Raw genomic sequence first — 19390 nt, forward strand, 5'->3', positions numbered from 1 at the left:
ATAAAAATATGAAATGGTTTGGCATTTCATATTTTTTGGTTTTGAATTAGCTAAATAATGTACCGTTAGATTCTTTAACTTTTTTAACAATCATTTCTTCGTATGTTGTTACTTTTGCTGCTTCACCGTTTGCATAGTGGGTTGAAACGGTTGCGTAGGCAGCGTTGAAACTATCACGGAACTTGCTTCCTTGTGCGTCACCTAATTCTTCAAAAAGAACATATTTTTCTGGTTCTTTTGAAACTTTAGTATAAACATCATAAGCATGTTTTAGGAAGATGTTCGCTTTTGATAGGTCGTTGTTTTCAAAACCTTTTTTAGCGAAGATATAAGATGCTTCTTCTGAAATGTATTGAGTAGGAACTACTTGAGTTTTGCTTCCGATGTCGTATTTCTTATCGGTTACTAATCATTTCATAAACATTTTGGTTGCATAGTCTTCAGCATCGTTGGCGTGAATACCCATAATCGAAGGACCTTGACCATAGAAAACATCTTTTTCGTCTTGTGAAGTTAATTTTGAAGTTGTAGGTAAAATGAATAATTCATTATCGTTTACCCGTTTTGTACTTTGTGATTTTGCAAGTTTTTTAATTTTGCTGTCAGTAATATCTTTAATTAAGTAAGCGATTTTTGAATCGCCTTCTTTTTTACCATCACCTATAGCAGCAATAATTTCTCCTAACTTAACGATGTTAGCATCGCCGTTAATTTCAGCATCTAAACCTGCTGCTTGACCAGCGTCAACAAGAGAAATTTTAGAATTACTGGTAATAGCTGCTTTATTGCTTTCAAAATTATTTCATGTGGTTTCGTCTTTTGTTATATAGTCGTATTTCTTAATTGAACTATTATCAATATCGAATTTCTTAACTGGGTTTGAATATTTCCCAATTCCAATTAAGTTATCTTTTTTTCTAACGCTAACTTTTTCAATTCTTTCTAATTCGTATTCGTTTGTTCCATATTTATATACATCAGATGCATCAACACGGTTGTATTTGTAACCAGCAGTTGAGCCAACTCAAAGTGCAAATTTGTGTTCGATAAATGTATTTGATGTATAAACACCTTTACCGTTAATAACAACGGCACCGTTACCCATAATTGGTTTTAATTTATCAAACATACTTGCAAAGTTTTTATAAACTGTTGCTTCGGTTGATGCGAATGGTGAAAAGTCAACTTGTCTGTTACTATCTTTAGTAATCATTCTGGTAAAGCTTTCATCTGGATTTGCATTAACTGATGCAAAAGCAATGGTTTCAAGGAAACCGATTGCATCATCAAGTCCTAAAAAGTGAACTTGTGAGTTAACACCTTTTGATGATTCTTCAAATGTGTCTTGCGCAACTTTAGCAAATTCAACTAATTGGTTATAAATTCTGAATGTGTCAAAACCAATTATTAAATCTTTGTAAGCATCAGCAACAATTGATGATTTTACAGCACCTCATAATTTAGCAACTTCAGCACGGTCAGCTGCACCTTGTGTTTTAAGGTTGTTGTAGTATTCTGTAAATGCAGGATCAATTTTTGCCCCTTTTGATACAAGACCTTCAATAATGTAACTCATTACTGGCGCGTTAACTGACATAACAGTTGTTGATTTGAAGGCGGGAACCATTCACATACCATCATTTACAATGTTAGTTGTGTTACTATTTAAAACCATTACTGAATCAGAAAATACATCTTTTTTAACAGCAACTGTTTCATCATCATCGTCAAAGTTTAATAACATCCCTTCACCAGCTAACATTGAAAGAACTGGTGCGTAGTTAGCAGTAAGGTTGTAAAACGCTTTAGCATCTTTACCTGATAATTTACTTTGAACGTCGGTTGTTCCCCCTGAGTATCCACCAGCGATTGATTTAAGTTCAACTGGCATGAACCCTTTTTCATTTTTCATTTGTTCGTTGTATACCTTAATTACGGCTTCAAATGCTTTTCATTGCACATCACGACTTGATCAAGTCGAACCAAAAACAATTTTTCCATCATTTTCTTGATCAAAACGTTTACTAGCAAACTTGTCATTTGCAAGTTTTGCTACACCTTTAGGAACGTTTGGATCTGGTTTTGGTTTTGGTTCTTCGCTCGAACCACAACTAATCGCTGCAAGTGAAAATGCAGCAGATGCTAGGCCTAAAAAGCCAAGCATTACTCTAGATTTTTTCATTTTTTCCCCTTTCAATTAGCTTTCTAACGCCGTTGTAGGAAAGCTAATCTACACTATTTATATATGAAAAATTATTTTTTATTAGAAAAAGGTAAATATTATCTAATTTTTGCCATAAAAATAATATATATAAAATATATATTTTTAAAATTAACACTGCATTAGCAAATTATCAATATAATAATGGTGATGAAATTAGCAAAGGAGATATATGAAAAAAGGAAACTGAAAACAGGCTCTAGAAGCAATTGAAAAATACGATAACATCATTATTTTTCATCACACTAGACCAGACGGCGACTGTTTAGGTTCGCAACACGGATTAGCGGAACTAATCCGTCTTAATTACAAACATAAAAAAGTGTTTGTAGTCGGCGACAGTGATGGAATTTTTGATTTTATGAATTACAAATTCAATCCAGCAAACAAAATTGATTTTAAAAACTCGTTAGGAGTTGTGGTTGATGTGGCTAACAAGGATCGAATTCAAAATGTTGAAGTCTTGCTTGATGAACGTGTTAGTGCTCGTTTAATTATTGATCACCACCCTAATGAAAGTGATATTAATTTTGATTACACATTTGTTGATTCTAGTTTTGCGGCTGCTGCCGAAATGGTAGCAGAGCTTGCCAAACGCGCAAAATGACAAATTAATAAAGAAGCAGCAAGTCATATTTATTTAGGAATTAATACTGACTCGGGACGTTTTTTATTCCCAAATACCAAACCTCGTACCTTCAAGCATGCTGCTTATTTATTAGAAAAAGGTAAATTCGATCTTAAATCATTACACGAAAACCTTTACAAGAAAACACTAGTTGATTTAAAAATGCAAGGACACATTCTTACTTATTTTCAAACCAAGGATGATGTAATTTACTATATTGCTAGCAAAAATATTCAACAAGAATTTAATTTAAGCGCAAACGAAGTTGCGCGTTATAATAATCTGTTAGCTGGTGTCGAAAACTACTTAATTTGACTTTTCTTTGTCGAGTTAGAAGATGGATCTTACCGCGTAAGATTAAGATCAATGGGGCCAAAAGTTAACAAAATCGCAACAAAGTTTAATGGCGGGGGTCACGATTTAGCATCTGGTGCTAGCGTTAAAAACTACGCTGAAATTAACAAAGTAATCGATGCAGCAAATGCTGCAATTAAAAAATGGAGAGCAAAATGCAAGTAGGTAATTATCAAATCGCACTGGAAAAAATTGAAAAATATGACAAAATTGTCATTTTCCACCACCAACGACCAGATGGCGACTGTCTTGGAAGTCAGTATGGATTAAGAGAAGCAATTCGTATCAACTATCCTAATAAAAAAGTCTGTGCTGTTGGCGATGACAAAGGACTATTTAAGTTTTTAGGCGGCAAACATGATGAAGTCCCAAGTATGGAGTTTATTAAGGAAGCATTAGCAATTATTGTCGATGCCAACTATAAGGGGTGAATTGAATTCGCTCACTTACTTAAACCTGATACCTTTAAAGAAACCTTAAGAATTGACCATCACCCAAATGAAGATGACTTAGATAATGTTACTAGATGAGTTGATTCAAGTTATATTGCTGGCGCCGAAATGGTTGCCGAACTTGCTCTTAGAGCTAAATGAAAACTTACACCAAAAGCACTAAACTTTATTTATTTAGGAATTCACACCGACTCGGGTGCACTGCAATTTCAAAATACATCATCACGAACAATGCGAATTGTAGCCGAGCTAATGGACAAAGGTTGTGAACGTAATATGATCATTAAAAATTTAATGATTACTCCCAAAAAAGATTTAAGATACAACAGTTTTCTCCAAAGTTCATTCAAAACATATGGTAAAGTTGCTTATATCGTTATTACTAAAAAAGATCTTAAGAAATATGATATGGACACGCTTTCAGGAATGCGAGCAAATATCATTGGTAATATTGAAGGTCACCCAATTTGAGTTACATTCCTTGAAGAAGAAAAAGATCAAATTCGTGTTGAATTTCGCTCAAATGGACCAATCGTTCGCAACGTCGCAGTTAAATGAGGCGGCGGGGGTCACGAACACGCTTGCGGTTGCATGATCAAAGATTTCAAATTTGTCGAAGACATTATTAAGGATTGTGATTTAGAAGCAAATAAATAAAACAAGCAAAGATAAATGCTTGTTTTTTCTTACTAATTTTAAATATTTATATTATAATAATATGGCTTTACACATAATGTGGGGGGGTAGCAAAGCGGCCAAATGCGGGTGGCTGTAACCCACTTTCTTCGGATTCGGGGGTTCGAATCCCTCCCCCCCCACCATTTTTGCCCCATAGCCAAGCGGTAAGGCATCGGTTTTTGGTACCGACACGCGTTAGTTCGAATCTAACTGGGGCAGCCAAATGTCATTACACCAAGTTAGCGCACAGCTAACTTTAAAATAAAAGCAGGAATAATCGTCCTGCTTTTTATTTTTTATTTGTATAGAGTAGCGGCTCCAGAAATTGTTAGTGCAAGACAAACAACAAGTAAAACAATTGCAATAATAAAGAAATAAAATCACTTGTTTTTTGGCGTTTTCTCACCTTTAACTTTAAAAGTTGAAGGGTCGGCACGACGAATTGGCCGGTGTGGAACTTCGTGATCCTGAGTAACTTCAAGAATCTCGCCAACAACTACTTCTTCATCATCATCGTACATCTTACACTCCCTTTCTAGTTTTCTTTAAGTTTTTAACGGCAAAGAATAATCACACTCCACTACCAATAATACCTGCTAATCCAATCGCTAATAAAGCAGCGGAAGCAAAATTAATTTCTTTCTTTCTGTGATGGATAATTGGTCCGCCTTGCAATTCTGAGATTTTGTTCTCATAATCTTCAGTTAATTTTTTAAGTTCTAATTCATTGTCTGCGATATTTTTATCAAGTTTAAGTTTTCCAATTGTGGTTTTTGCATCTTGATTCAATGTGCCAAATTCTTTTTCTAATACTTTGGCGTCAGTTGCATTATCAATAGCAACTTCCATCTTTTCAAAAACAATATCAATTTCTTTTTGTACTGATTCATCTCTTTTACCATATCACATCGTACTTGTTTTATCGTACTCTTTCTTTACTTTTTGATAGAAGTAAGTATAACTAGGTTTATTTTTAAGTGGTGTGATATATGATTTTCAAATATCAAGTGCTTTGTCTACTTTTTCCGAGTCTGATGAGAAAATGAATGATTTTGTTTTATTTTTGATTGTTTCAATTTCATTATTTAATGATCAGAAGCTTAAGTCTGTTTTTAGTTCCGCTCTTGCGTGAGAAATGTCGTCTTGAGTAATAATGATAGTAACACTAACCTTACCGTACTGAATATCTTCAGGGTTAGTAAATTTAATACTTAATTGAAGATCTAATCAAACTGGTCTGTTTTCTGTAACTGGCGTATTATCTGTTTTGTCAATTCTTAATGTTATTTCATTATGTTTGGCGTTGTTAATTTCACTAATATTATTAAAAGATGATTTTAAACCTTGAATATGGAAAGTTAAATAATTATTGTTGTTATTATCTTCTAAGGTAGAAGGGTAAACACCTGGTTTTAGAATATCAATACCATTAGCTTTGTAGGTTGGTTTAATAAGATCTTTTTTAACAGTAACCCCAAGTTTACCACGTATGTTGTTAAAAATATATTCATTAAATTCATTGCGTAAATATTGTTTTCATGTCAACATATCTTTTTCGACAGTCATGGTATGCGAAATGCCGTGCTTTTTGATTGATACATTGTATCTGATTTTCCCTTCTTCATCATTTACATAAATGATGTTTGTTTTCTCAACCTCAACCTTCTTTACTCAATCAACTGTTGTATAGAACTTTTTAAAATCTTCTTTAACAATAGATGATGGCATTTTCTCTTTAATCGTATCGTTTGAGAAGTTATTAGTGCTAATACTTTTTAATTGGTTATTAACTTGGTCGGTTGTAATAAAGTTAGATAAAATAACTTTTTTCGTTTCTGTTAATGTGCCAATCGCATTTTTATGTTTAAATGTAAGTTTGACGTCAATCGTTCCGTTTTCATCATCTTGTTTAGTTACTTCGTATTCATGTACTATGTAATCAGGCGCATTTGAAATCGTGTTACCATTATTTGTAAAGACTAATTCGTGGTTAGTATTTACTTCCACCAAACTTGGTAAAGTGTCTATAACATCTATATTTCCTACTGAAATTGTGCCGAATTTGTCATGATCAACGAACTTTAAATTCATATCAAAACGTTCAAATTGTTTCGTGTATGAATCAAAGCCATCTATTTTAATTGTTTGTGTTAAATCAGCCCTTGCACCGCCTACAACAATTTTTAAATCTGTAAATTCAACATAACCATCTAAATTGTTATATGTTGGATTGAGACCGCCACTTAATTTAATCATTCTATTAACTAAGCTGTGATGATCGTGATCTTTAATTTCTAATTTTAATTCGTTCGCCAAGAATCCTTCTGGCAATCTTTCACCTAATGTTGTTTCATTGGCTACAGCAATACTTAAATCCTTGCCTTGGTTTGTCACAAGCGTGTCCAAGTAAGTTTGATAGGTCAAGAAACCTGTAATTTTTCCTGTACAAGTGCGTTCAATAAATTCCTTGTTCTTTTTATCATAAGTATATTTAATGTTAGCGCTGACTTCAATCGTTCCAGTTTCATTATTACGTGTTGTAATTTTTAAACTACTTGAGATTAAACTTGGATCTAACTGGGGAATGTTATTTACAATAACTGTAATATGTTTTGTTTCCGCTTCGCTAGCAAAAACATCAGTAGCAGCATTCGCCATTGGTTCAAATGTTGCTTTCTCTAGTTCTTTATGTAAGGTTGTAAAGCCAGTAAACTTAACAGACGCTAACTGGCTGAACACACTTCCTGAAATATAAGTTAATTTTAATTTTAATTTTAAAACTTCAATTGTTCCCTCTACATCATTATTTACAACCTCAAATGTATCAAATACAATACTAAAGTTTTCGTTTGGAACAACGCTTGATTTAGGGTTATTAGAAATAGTTAGTGTTAATTCATTAGGATTGTTTTTAATGCCATTTATACTTGGAAGTTTAGCTTTATCTCCAAGTAAATTAATAACATAATTGTTGTCTTTAACCATTGTGTCGATATATGTTTGATAAGTTAAGAAGCCACTAATTTTTTCTAAAATTGTACTTTCGATGTAAACAGATGATTGATCAATTCCATTGTAATAATATCTGACTTTTATCTGTATGTCCACTTCGGCTTTTTCGTTATTTTTATTAGAAAGAGTAATGTCATTTGATACAGTTTCTATTAATCCTTTATCTAACTGAGGATCATTACTTTCTTCCATTTCCATTTTCAAATTATTAAACATATCGCTAGTTGCTTCAGCAGCAAATATGTTTGATACATCTGTATTTGTTTTCATAATGAATTTTTGATTATCTAATACTTTTTGTAAAAATGTAAAGCCGGTAAATTCAAGCGGTTGTAACTCATTAGCACTAACAACACTAACAGCTCCCGATAGGGTTTCGTATTTTAGATTTAACTTTAACCCTTTAACGCTAATCACACCTTGCAAATCATCAGGTTCGGCAGTAAGTCCATCTAAATTTAAGCTAAATTTATCATCGGAAACAACGTTAGATTTTGTATTATTTTTAATTTGTAGTGTTCATTTATCCGCACTAATTCCTTTAACATTATTCTTGCTTGGTAGTTTATCTTTATTTAATTCAGTATCTTCATTCAATAAACTTAATTTATAATTATTGTTTTTCACCATCTCATCAACATACTTTTTATATGTCATAAATCCCTGAAGCACAAAATCTTTTTCTAAGGTATAAACATCATTGTCAAGTCATGTAATTTTTAATTTTACACTTATTGTTCCTAATACATTGTCTGGAGTAAAATCAGTAAATTCATATTTGTATGAATCTGAATCTTTTAAATCTCAATTCAAAAGTTTAATGTTCTTATCAGAATACTCAACTGGAAAGTTATTTTTTTCGAGCTCTTTTAATGTTAAGTTGTCGCACAAGTTTTGAATTTTCGTGATAATTTTAGATTGGTTATCGACATTGTAAATCTTGTAATATGTTTTGCCATCAGAGTGTTTATAGTTAATAGCAACATAAAGTTTTTCTTGAACTTTATCCACAATTAATTTATCCAGAATTAAATTTATTTCCTTATTTTCTTCTTTAGTTACTACAAATTCAATTTGATCATTAAAATCAACAATCTTACTGTATTTTAAATTGCTAAGAACAGCTTCCTTAATAGTATCATCGCTTTTTGTAAAATCTATCGCTTCTATATAAGTAAACTGCAAATTATCTAAAACACTATTAACATCAGTTTTGTCATAACTATAGACTCTTCTTGGGAAAAAAAACTCTTCAGTGTTAAATATAGATTTTTGTACTTGATAGTTTAGAAAAAAATCAGCCACACCATCAGTGTGATTAACAATTCCAGATGGATTGTTCGCTCCTTCTTCACTCGTAATTATTTTTTTGTTCTCATCTAATAAAAGTGTATGAGATCCTTTGCCTTCAATTTTTTCAGGTTTGCCTCTGAATTTTATGTGTCATCCACGTTGAGTAATTGTTTCACGTTCCTTAAATATTTTCAAGTAAGGCATTGTATAGTTTTTATTAAAATTTGAAAATGTATCTAGAACACTGTTTTTTACTTCAATGATATCTTCTTTTATTTGAGTGTTGTTATAAAATAAATGAAAAGTAAAAATGCAATTTTTAGGATTCTTATTATATGTTATGCTATTGATTTTCACTTTTAACTTATTCTGGTCGAAATACTTATCAAAAGGAGTGTTTCCAAAATATAATTTTCAGTTTTTGGTGTCTTTATATTCTACAGGATTATATACAGTATTAAGGTAAACAAGACTTCACCCTGATGAAGTAATATGATCTTTAGTACTTCAAATTGGTAAAGTATCGAATTTTGATAAATTACCATTTGTATTAGCAAAAAGTCGATGAAGGTTTAGACTTTTATTTTGTTCTGGGACAATAGTATTATTTAAATAAATGTTATCGTAAATAAATTTAAATGCTTTGTCAGTATATTTTCTAGGTTTTGTTTTTCAAGGATACGCAACCTTGCTTGGGTTTTTATCATCATAACTTAATGTAAAACTCAATGAAGTATCAATATTGTCAGCACTAATCGTTTCGAGTGAAACATGAGGGGTATATTCTTTAGTATCTACTAAACTAGATGTTTTAAAAATAAACGCAGTTTGTCTGCTATCAATATCTTCAGAAATTAATTTATTGAGATTATCCTGATTTTTAAATCAATCTTTACCACTAAAATCATAATTAAAGACATCAAGCTGTGTCTCAAAATTTGGTTTAATGTGATAAATAAAACTATTATTGTTATCTTGTTCAATAAAATTTTTAATCTCGATAATTTTATCGATATGTGTTTTTAAGTATGTTGATTCGCTATCAATATTATAATTATTTTCATATTCCTTATCCGCGTCAACATATTCAAAACAATATTTTTTTGCTTCCTCTTCATCAGAATAATAGCGAATTTTAATAATAGGAACATAAATTTCTTTGATAATTCCAATTAAAACGTTACCATTAAAAATTTCGACATTACTTTTGATAAAGCTTGTTTTATTATCATATTTTTTGTTCTTATTAATATCTTTAAAAGGAAGATTGTCTACTCTGTCGATATTCTTAAATTTAAAAGTACAATTTAAATTTAATTTACTAATCTCACTATTAGTTGATATATATTTTTGCACGGCGGGGTTGTCAAGAGTAATATTATTAAAAATTTCCGTCGCGGCGGGTAATGTATAAAGATCTGTTAAACTCTTTGTTAGATTAGTTAAAAATGTTCCATCATTTTCATGAACCGGATCGTAAATAAAATGTTTAACTTCATTAGTCTGAGCAGAAACGTAATTACCAGATCCTTTCCCACTGATTTTATAAACTTCAGCTATAAATAAATTCATCTTGTCACGTAACACTTTATCAATTGTTTCAAGGTCGCCTTTGTGTTCTGACGCTAAAATTTCTATATTCGGCGTTTCCGCTTTCTTCATTTCGTATTTACTGTGTGTAACAACAGTTTCTTTTATATTTGTTATTTTTTGAAAAGTAAAAACCGCTAATAAAATTAGTGGAATAAAAAAAATAAAAAGTAACTTCTTTATTTTGTTTTTAATCATATTGTCCTCGTATATGTCTATATTAATATTATATATTAATAAAGAAATATGCTATTTTTGAAAAGAAAAAGGCCAAGCGGCCTTTTTTTATTAGAATCAAGGGATTAGTCCGAAAAATGCTAGTAACGCAATTACGGCAATGCAAATAAATAATGATGTGAAGAACATTAGGGCAATAACTTTACCTGTAATTCGATCAGATCATCTTGATTGTGGTGCACCGTAGAAATATTGTGTTGAATTTGTAGGATAAGGCATTGGCACAATCGCTGTTGCTGGGTTTGGATAGGGAACAGGAATTTGTTGTTGAGGTTGTGCCGGGATTTCGTTGTAAATTGATAACTGTGTTACTCCAGCATCAGCTTGTTGTTTTGATTGTGATTGTTGAGGTTGTGAAGCGCTTGCTTGTTCATCGAAACGTGCGGCATTTTCATTTAATGACTCATTAAGTTCATTCATTTCTTGTAATTTTCAGTCCATAACTTCTGATTTGAGTTCAAGATCTTTCTTAGCTTCTTCAACCTTAGAAAGTTTTTGATCGAGCTCTTTTTGTTTTTCCTCTCATTGTTTTTGTAAAATTTCTTGATTTCTTTTGAAAGCTTCTTCAAGACGTCTTTCTTGTTCTTTTTGTTTCTCTTCTGAATCAAACGAGTCAAATACAATCGTTTCTTTAGTTTCTAAAGAACGGATTGTTTTAATGTTTCTGACATATTTACCATTGGCGTGGAATCACAAGTATCCATCTACTTCTAATGACATATAGTAAGCAATCGCGTCTTCTTGATTTTTAAAGTACTTAGCATCATTAGATTTTTTCTTTTTAAGTCTTCAAGCTTCTTGGTCACCTTTATTTGTTCAAGAACAGTATCAAAATTCACGTTCTGGTTTTTTGAATTCTGTTTGTTTTTCTGCTGTTGTATCGTTTTTAGCCATAATTAGTAACCTCCTCCTCATACTTGTTGGTCATTTCTTTTCTTAGTAAGAGCCAAGATTAATCATACTAAGAAGATGGTTGCTAAAACAACACTCAAACCAAATACGATTCACACTCAGTACGAACCTTTATTGTTGTATTTTGGAAGTTGAAGAGGCGCAACAATATCTTGAAGTGCGTTAATTTTTTTATCAGCAGCTGCTTTTGCTGTAGGTGAGGTCAAGTTGTTTTTAAGACTTTTTAGTTTTTTAACTTGTTTGTCAACATAAGTTTGACTTAATTTAGAAGAACCACCATCATAAGCAGTTATTTCATTGTTCAATTCGTTAACAATTGCATTGAATTCACTTCAATTGTTACTATCAAGTTCGTTTCCAACTAAGTCTTCGGTAACAAGTTTATCAAGCTCATTTAATTCACTAATTGAGATTTTGTGTTGTGCAAGAAGTTTTGCTTTAAGGGTACATATTTTAAGATAAATAACTTGTCTTTCTTCTGGGTTGCCTGCTTGTTTTCCGAATTCAACAGTAAGGTCAGCAATTCTTTTGGTAATTCATTCTTTTCCAAAGTCTTTACTCATTTTTTTAAAACCTGTAATGTCTTTAGAAATTTCGGTAGAATATGAGTCGTTTTTCTTAAATCTGTATGTAACTGTAATTTTTCCTTCTTCACCATTTGGCACAATTTTAACAATTGAGAAAATAACACCTTGTACGCTTGCTGGATTTGAACCTTCGTAAACAAAAACAAGTTCTTCAGGAACAATTTCTTCAGCGTAATAATTTGATGGGTCTTTTTTATCAATTACTCCGTTATTATCTGTACCTAAATACACTTTGTATCCCGATACTGCGCTTGCAATACTTGCTTCGTCCTCAGCAACACCTAAAACTCAATTGTTTTGTGACGAACCACTAGCAAAGTTTGAATCAACACTAATAGTTTTACGTGCGCTTAATAAACTTTCGCTATTGTTGTTTTGGTTAGAAATAGCAATAGTAGAAAGCGATACAACTGATGCAGTAGTAGCCAATGATAATCCTAAAATAAGTAGTTTATTTTTTTTCATATCTCTAATCCTTTACTTTTTTATAAAATAACAAACTTGCCTAATCCCTTTGCTTTTACGCATATCATTACAGCAGTTTGTTTCTATTTTGTTGAGAAAATACTTATTTTGTATTGAAAAGTAATAAGCATCTCAATCAACATTAGTTATTATAATATAAAAAACCCTTTTATATATAAAATGGCATTGTTTTACATAATTTAAGTATGCAATCATAGTAAAATCACTGTTTTCTTGAAGTATTTTTTTGTTGCAGAAATATTCGTTTTTCAACAAAATTTCAACGATTTTATTGAAAATGCACGATTTTTTGTCTTTAATTTTTAAAAACACTAATAATTAAAATAAAAAACAACAAAAAAATTGCATTTTCAAAAAAAATCAATGTTTTTGAATAACCCGCCTTCTAAAAACTACATAAATAAACCACAAGCGACAATATATTATATAATTTTATTGTTTACGTATGTAAGTGTAAATATACTATGTTTAGGGCGATTAAGCCAAACTAAAATAACAAGGCAATCTTTATACTTCAAAAAAATAGGAGAAAAAATGTCTAAACAAAATAAAAATAATACAAATTACAACCAAAATTCATCACCAAATGTTGCACCAAATTCTCAACAAAATGTTCCTGTTGCAAACCCAAATTATCCACAACAACCAACACAAAACCAGCATGTTGCCCCAAAGAAAAGCAACTCAAAAATGGTTGGCATTTTAATTGCTGCTGGAGTAACACCAATTGTTGCTAGTGCCGCTGCTGTGGCTGTCCTATTTGGACAAAAATTAGCAGATGAAAATACATGAAAAGCTCGTGTTGAAGAAATAAATAAAATGAAGGAGCTTTTGAAAAACTCGCAGCTTGATGTTGTAAACAAACAAAACTTGTATGCTGCCGACGTTAACGAAAGAACTGACATTAAATTTGCGAAACCTTTGGATGGTTACAAGCCATTTTTTACAATTACAAAAATTGATTCAGAAAATGGATTAATTAAAATTTTGGTATCAATAACACCAATTGAAGACAAGGGGTTCCACGCTGTTGCAGAACAAACTTATACAATTGGTGGTTTTAAAATTTTAGAAAAGGCTGATGCTAATTATCCATTCTACAGCGCTTTACAAACATTAAAAAATGAAATTAATTCAAACAAAAATAGTAATGGTGAAATAATAACTAAAAATTACACCAACATCACAATTGATAAAAACTTTAAATACGAATCATTAACCGTTCTTTGCGACGACCTTGCTATTGATTTGGGTGATTATAAAAAATCTTTAATTTCAATTAAAAACCAAGAGGTATATCTTAATAACAAAAATAACGAAATAGCAGGTCTTGAAGTTACTTTACTAATTAGCAATGGTAACTTAAAACAAGAACAAAATCTTAGAGTTGCTGGTTTTACCACCATTAAAGCTCGTGAAGAGCAAATTTTAAATGATGCCGTAAAAGATTTAGTTGGCAAAACTTTTAAAACAACTAAATTTGTTGGAACAAAAACTTACGAAGAAGTGAAAAATGACGAATATGTTAATGGCAATAGTATTGCAAATGATATTCTTGAATTAAAAACAGCAATTATTAACTGCCCGGGATTGTCGTTTTCGACTCCTAAATTTAAGTCAGCTGAAAACGATGGCCTTAATATTACTTTATTTGCTCACTTAGGACAAAGTGTAAAAGAAATCAACTTTAATGTCGATGGTTTCAAAACCCTAAGCACTTATTACACTGATTATCTACAAAAATTTGCTGATGCAATTCCTAACGAAGTAAAGATTCCGCTCTATAAATCAATTCAGCCAAGTCCAAAACTTGTCAAAGATGTAGTAATTCCTACTGATATTCCTAACTTTTTTAACGATTATATTGATAATGACATCCACGAATACGCAAAAATCTTTGGTATCAACCTTAAAATTGAAAGTAATAGCGAATACAATCTTGCCGCTGGCACAAGAACTGTAAAATTAGTACTTTCAAAAGGTGGTAATTCAATTACAAAAAATATCCTTTTAACAGGCTTTCTCAATCCAGAAAATTATGCTAAAGAAATTATTAAAAAAATGATTACTGAAGAAAGATTTCCGAAACATCACAGTACAAAAAACTTTACAAAAAAACTTCCTAACCAAGTAACTTATGCTCCTTTAAACTTAGAGGAATTAGGTAATGATATCGGTTTTGATCTTAAAGCAATTGAAAAAAGATGAGGTGTTAAATTTAATTTTGCATTCGAGAAAGATGATCTTGATAAGGGAACAAAAACATTTAATTTCAAAATCTTACACGGCAGTTATGGCGAACCTTATAAAATGACAATTTATGGTTTTAAAACTCAAAAAGAAGCTGATTATGAAAAACTTAATGAGTTTTTAAAACTTGTTAACGATAACCAAGTTACCAAAAATAACGCAAGTTCATTATCAAACAATGTATCATATACAAACTTTAGTGAATTTGATGCGGACCTTAATGATGCGATTACACCAATCGCTAAAAGATATCGCGAACTATCGATTGAACAAAATATCGAAGTTGTTGATTTTGATAGTAAGAAATGTGTTAAATTCTTTGTAAATTACAAAGGACTAAGAGCAGAAAAAATTGTTTATGTAAGTGGTTTTACAAGCGCTAGCTCTGCTACTAACAAAGAAATTTCAGACGTTATTGAAAATCTCAATAATGAATACTTTCAATCAAACCTTAATGCTTCACAAACACTTCCTTCAGAATACGCTAAAAACTGAAGCACTAATTTTGCTAATGCAAAAGCAATTGATGATGCAGCTGGAACAAATCTAGTTGATGGTATTGAAACTCAAGGAATTAAAGTAACTACTAAAGGCGCAACCTATGACAACGTCAATGGAAAACTAACTTTAGTTCTAGGTTTTACCAAAAATGCTGTGACAGTACACCGTAACTTAACAATTATTAACTACGGTACCTATCAAAAACAAATTGATGCCGCTACAACCGGTTGAAGCGCCGAGCTAAGAGCAGATGGGCTTACAATGGCCTCAGAAAATACATACAACGACCTTGGTGATATTTATGCAATCGATCCTACTTTCAAATCGACTTGAAAAATTGAAAACGAAAGCCTTGCTACTTTTATGGAAGTAGATAATCGTGATTGAGAAGGCGATAAATATGTTCACGTTGTACTTCAATCAGGCCACTTACAAAAAATTGTACTTGTACGAATTTCTAGATACAGTTTCCAAACATCTAGATATTCTGAGCCAATTAAAACTATACTTAAAAATATAAATACTATCTTTACAACCGTTAATAACGCTGATAAATACATCACTGAAGTTTTCTACCATTCAACCGATGAACTTATTAATGATGTTGATCCTCAATTTAAAAATGATTTAGATGCTAACGGTCTAGCTATTAAAGATATGTCATTTAAATATTCTTTCTTAAACAATAACGAATTAAGATACGATGTTACTTTCTATCTAAAATCAGACCCTAATTACTATTACCGTCAAGAAATAGTAGTAAAAGGCTTTAACCAAGATAACACAAAACGTGAAATGCAAATTCTTAACGAATTTAAAACACTAGCAACAGCACCAATTAAAACTATTTTCCACAATTACCAAAAACCAACAGAAGTAGAATATAAAAATATTAATGAAATGATTGCCGATGGCGGTAATTTATTAAAACACTTAGCAAACAAAGCGGTAGGAAAGTTCAATGCCGGTGATTTAATTAATATTAACCTTGATGAATCACAACCAATAACCAAAAATGATGCTGATGGAACTATTACTTTCTACATTAAAGCACACTACAGATCACAAACAATTTCACTTCCTATTGTTTACAATGGGTTCGTTGATCAAAACAGCGTTGTTCCTATTGAAAGAAATTTACTGGCATACGCACAAAAAATTCAAATCAAAGTACAAAATGCGGGTGAAATTGTTGAAGGATTTTACACCGAAAAACTTCCTGACCAAATTCTAGAAACCGATATTTTATTCAGAGATGAAAACGGTAATCAAATTGATAATGCTAAGTACCAAGTACAATTAGTTAAAATCACTCCCGATAATGATAATTTATCGTTAAATGTTACCTTCGTAACTTCAACAGTTTATCAAGGAAAAACATTGAAAACTCCTGAAATTACCAAACAAATTCGAACAACAAATGCTGCGCCAGCAGCTGCCGAAATTGAAAAGGTATGAAAGGCAACTAAATGGGGAGTGCTTAAAGATAATGTACCAATTATTTACTTAGGTGAATTAAATCCAAATAATCCTAATGTTAAAAATAATGCACTACACATTTCATTTACCGAACAAGGTAAAACACCTAAGTTTTTAGGAACAGAAGCAGACTTTGTTGATTTTGTTGGTATCAAACCAGGAATGGAAATTACTTTCAGCAACTGAGAATACCTTACAGGAGATAAAGAAATTGTACGCCAAGTAATTAGCGAAAAGAAAACACTTTCTGCTAAAGAAGAAGGCAATGCGCTTGTATATTACGACTACATAACCGTTAACAAAAAGCTGCAAGCAGACACAAAATTTGGTCAACGTAACTCGACACTAATTCACAACCGTAAAGCACCTGCAGACGTTCAGTTTAACTGAGCAAACAACACCAAACAACGTATAAAAGTTAATGTTAGATTTTCTTATAAAGGTGTTGTTGTTTGAAAAACACTTATCTCAGGTATCGGCTTAATTGATGGTGGATTACACTCTCAATATGCCGGCGCAAAAGATTCGCACACCACAAATCCAGCCATTATTTACTATCCATTTTATGAAATGACTAATAATTCAGTTGGTTCTGAATATATAGATGGAAAATAATTTGCTATAAATATATTTTATTTATAATATTACAGACTAAATACTAGGAGAACTATGAAGACAAAAAAGCAACCAGATTCAGTTCAAAAAGCGAACACAAAAGAAATAACAACTAAAAACGAAGCTACCCAAGAATCATCAACAAAACAAATCAAAAAACCTAGCGTTACACATACCACAAGACTTGGTAAAATCACAAAGATTACAACAATTAACCGCTTCAAAGAAGCGCCAGCAAATAACAATTTGCCTGTTAATGGCGAAAATAATCTAGCATCAACCCAAGCTTCACAACAAGTAGCAATAGCAACACCAAACCCTACAATGAGTGTTGAATTTTACCCAAATAAAAGAAATAGTATTGGACGGATTTTAGGACTTTATGCGGCGGCAATTGTCCCTGTAATTGGTGTGGCTGCAGTTGCATCAGCATACTTAACAACAAAACAAAACAACATACAATCAGCATCGCCAACATACTTTAAAATGCAAGATGTTCTACACTCACTTAATGGTGAAGTTGATAGCAAATTAGCAGTTAATTTCAACGAAATTACTGACAAGGACATTAAACTTGTAGGTGATGCAACGAGTGGATTTAAATATTATTTTGTTATTTACAACAAAAACTATCAAAAACGAACAATTCAAGCAACTTTATATTTAAATTCGAATGATGAAGAAGACCTTACTCTGGAAAAACCAATTGAAATTGGTGGTTTTCCAGAAAACATTATTAGCCAAGCTTCTTTAGATATCGAAAGTGCTATCCAATCAATTAAAGGGCAAGTTAAAGCGCTTGAGCCTACTTCGCTTGCACAACGTCTTTTAACCAAAAATAACACGGATAAAACAGCTCATAATTTTCGTTATAAAGATATTTACGAACTAGATATCGACACCGGTTTAACCCTAAGCGAAATTAAAAAACAAGGTGTTGATATTAAAATTGTTCCTAACAAACAAATTCCAGTATTTAATCCTTCTACTAAGAAAAATGACTCGTTAGAAATTGAATTGAGTGTTGAAAAAGATGGTATTATCAAAAATACAAAAGTAACTGTTGCTGGTTTTATTTCACTTGAAGAATATGACGGAAAAAGATTAGATGAAGCCTTAGTTGGTCTTCACGGTGTGCGTTTTCAAACACTTAAATACAAAGATAAGTCTAACAAACATACAATTAGAAAAAAATACAAAGAAATAACAGATGTATTTAACGATATAAATTACAACATTGTCGATTTGTACAATAATTACCCTGACTTAAAATTCGATAGCTTGAAGTTAGATGCTGTTGGCGAAAATGTTGTCACCGTAGAAGCAACTGCGCGGCTTAATGAAACATCAAAATTGGTACAATTTAGCATTTCTGGTTACACACCACTTACGGATTTCTTAGCCGATTATTTATATGATGAAATTAATAGTATGATTCACGCCTCAGGATCGTTATTTACGACTACATTTAATACCAAGAAACTTCCTAGTGAGGCAATTAAATCGTATGTCAATATGGACGATTTCTTAACGGATGTTAACCTACTCTCACTAAAAACACGTTGTGCTGAAGAAGAAATAACATTAAAACTAGCGGATGGATCCAGAACATACTACAGCGATGATGAATATGGCAGATTAAGCGTAACATTAGAATTTTACCTACCAGACGATGCTGATATGATTGAGGTACCAATAATTGTTGAAGGTTATAAATTTCTTGAGGATTATTGGAAAGAAAAATTCGCTGAACTTGATACAATTTTTGCTGCAAATCCAAAAACAAAAATTCATGGTGATAATGATCAACCTAAAATTAAATATACAATGCAAGAATTTGCTAATGAATTTGACTTTGATTTTGAAGCATTTGGTATTATTGACCCAAACCATTATGAATGAGAACACAAGTTCAGCTTCCCTGATGTTATTACTTCAGCTCCTGCAACCGAAGCAGATTTAAAGGCCGGAATTAGAAGATTTTACTTCTATGTCGAACCCAAAATTACTAATCGTATTGAATCTCATTTAATAGAGGCAGTTATTACTGGTTTTAAACCTAAAATTTAGTAAAAGCCAACAATTTCGTTGGCTT

General features: G+C 31.6%; 9 protein-coding genes and 2 tRNA genes. 6 read left to right on the forward strand and 5 right to left on the reverse strand.

The genetic code is table 4. The annotated features are described in order from the left end of the window. Window positions 1-46: 46 nt before the first annotated feature. On the reverse strand, window positions 47-2182 hold the full coding sequence (locus tag NPA09_RS03130; RefSeq protein WP_129722940.1) for a P68 family surface lipoprotein: 2136 nt from the start codon (window positions 2180-2182) through the stop codon (window positions 47-49). A gap of 211 nt (window positions 2183-2393) precedes the next feature. Between NPA09_RS03130 and nrnA (NPA09_RS03135) the strand changes: the two genes are divergently transcribed. The 4 genes from nrnA (NPA09_RS03135) (at window position 2394) to NPA09_RS03150 (ending at window position 4555) form a co-directional block, all read left to right on the forward strand. Then, window positions 2394-3368 carry a bifunctional oligoribonuclease/PAP phosphatase NrnA gene (gene nrnA, locus NPA09_RS03135; protein WP_129722938.1) on the forward strand — a complete coding sequence of 325 codons (975 nt, stop codon included), beginning with the start codon at window positions 2394-2396 and terminating at the stop codon, window positions 3366-3368. Beyond that, the gene (nrnA, locus tag NPA09_RS03140; RefSeq protein ID WP_129722936.1) at window positions 3359-4312 is read left to right on the forward strand and encodes a bifunctional oligoribonuclease/PAP phosphatase NrnA; all 954 of its coding nucleotides are present in this window, start codon (window positions 3359-3361) and stop codon (window positions 4310-4312) included. The genes nrnA (NPA09_RS03135) and nrnA (NPA09_RS03140) overlap by 10 nt, the downstream gene beginning before the upstream one ends. A gap of 80 nt (window positions 4313-4392) precedes the next feature. Continuing rightward, a tRNA-Tyr gene (locus tag NPA09_RS03145) sits at window positions 4393-4476 on the forward strand. 4 nt (window positions 4477-4480) lie between these two features. Beyond that, window positions 4481-4555: transfer RNA gene (locus tag NPA09_RS03150), tRNA-Gln, on the forward strand. 74 nt (window positions 4556-4629) lie between these two features. On the opposite strand, the gene NPA09_RS03155 is transcribed toward NPA09_RS03150, so the two are convergent. From NPA09_RS03155 to NPA09_RS03170, 4 genes are all read right to left on the reverse strand, one after another. Next, a complete protein-coding gene (locus NPA09_RS03155; protein ID WP_129722934.1) occupies window positions 4630-4854 on the reverse strand; it encodes a hypothetical protein in 225 nt (74 codons plus the stop codon). 1 nt (window position 4855) lies between these two features. Further along, window positions 4856-10426: a lipoprotein 17-related variable surface protein gene (locus NPA09_RS03160; protein WP_129722932.1), complete on the reverse strand. Its 5571-nt coding sequence runs from the start codon at window positions 10424-10426 to the stop codon at window positions 4856-4858. Between the two features lie 90 nt (window positions 10427-10516). After that, the gene (locus NPA09_RS03165; RefSeq protein WP_129722930.1) at window positions 10517-11359 is read right to left on the reverse strand and encodes a coiled-coil domain-containing protein; all 843 of its coding nucleotides are present in this window, start codon (window positions 11357-11359) and stop codon (window positions 10517-10519) included. Window positions 11360-11361: 2 nt separating this feature from the next. Then, window positions 11362-12429 carry a lipoprotein 17-related variable surface protein gene (locus NPA09_RS03170; RefSeq protein WP_129722928.1) on the reverse strand — a complete coding sequence of 356 codons (1068 nt, stop codon included), beginning with the start codon at window positions 12427-12429 and terminating at the stop codon, window positions 11362-11364. Window positions 12430-12984: 555 nt separating this feature from the next. On the opposite strand from NPA09_RS03170, the gene NPA09_RS03175 reads away from it, so the two are divergent. Further along, window positions 12985-17295, forward strand: a complete 4311-nt coding sequence (locus NPA09_RS03175) for a lipoprotein 17-related variable surface protein (protein ID WP_165036274.1) — start codon at window positions 12985-12987, stop codon at window positions 17293-17295. A gap of 54 nt (window positions 17296-17349) precedes the next feature. Beyond that, window positions 17350-19365 (forward strand): hypothetical protein, encoded by a 2016-nt coding sequence (locus NPA09_RS03180; protein WP_129722924.1) that lies wholly within the window; start codon window positions 17350-17352, stop codon window positions 19363-19365. Window positions 19366-19390 lie beyond the last annotated feature (25 nt).

The sequence above is a fragment of the Mycoplasmopsis equigenitalium genome, assembly GCF_024498255.1.
Classification (GTDB): Bacteria; Bacillota_I; Bacilli_A; order Mycoplasmatales; family Metamycoplasmataceae; genus Mycoplasma_H; species Mycoplasma_H equigenitalium.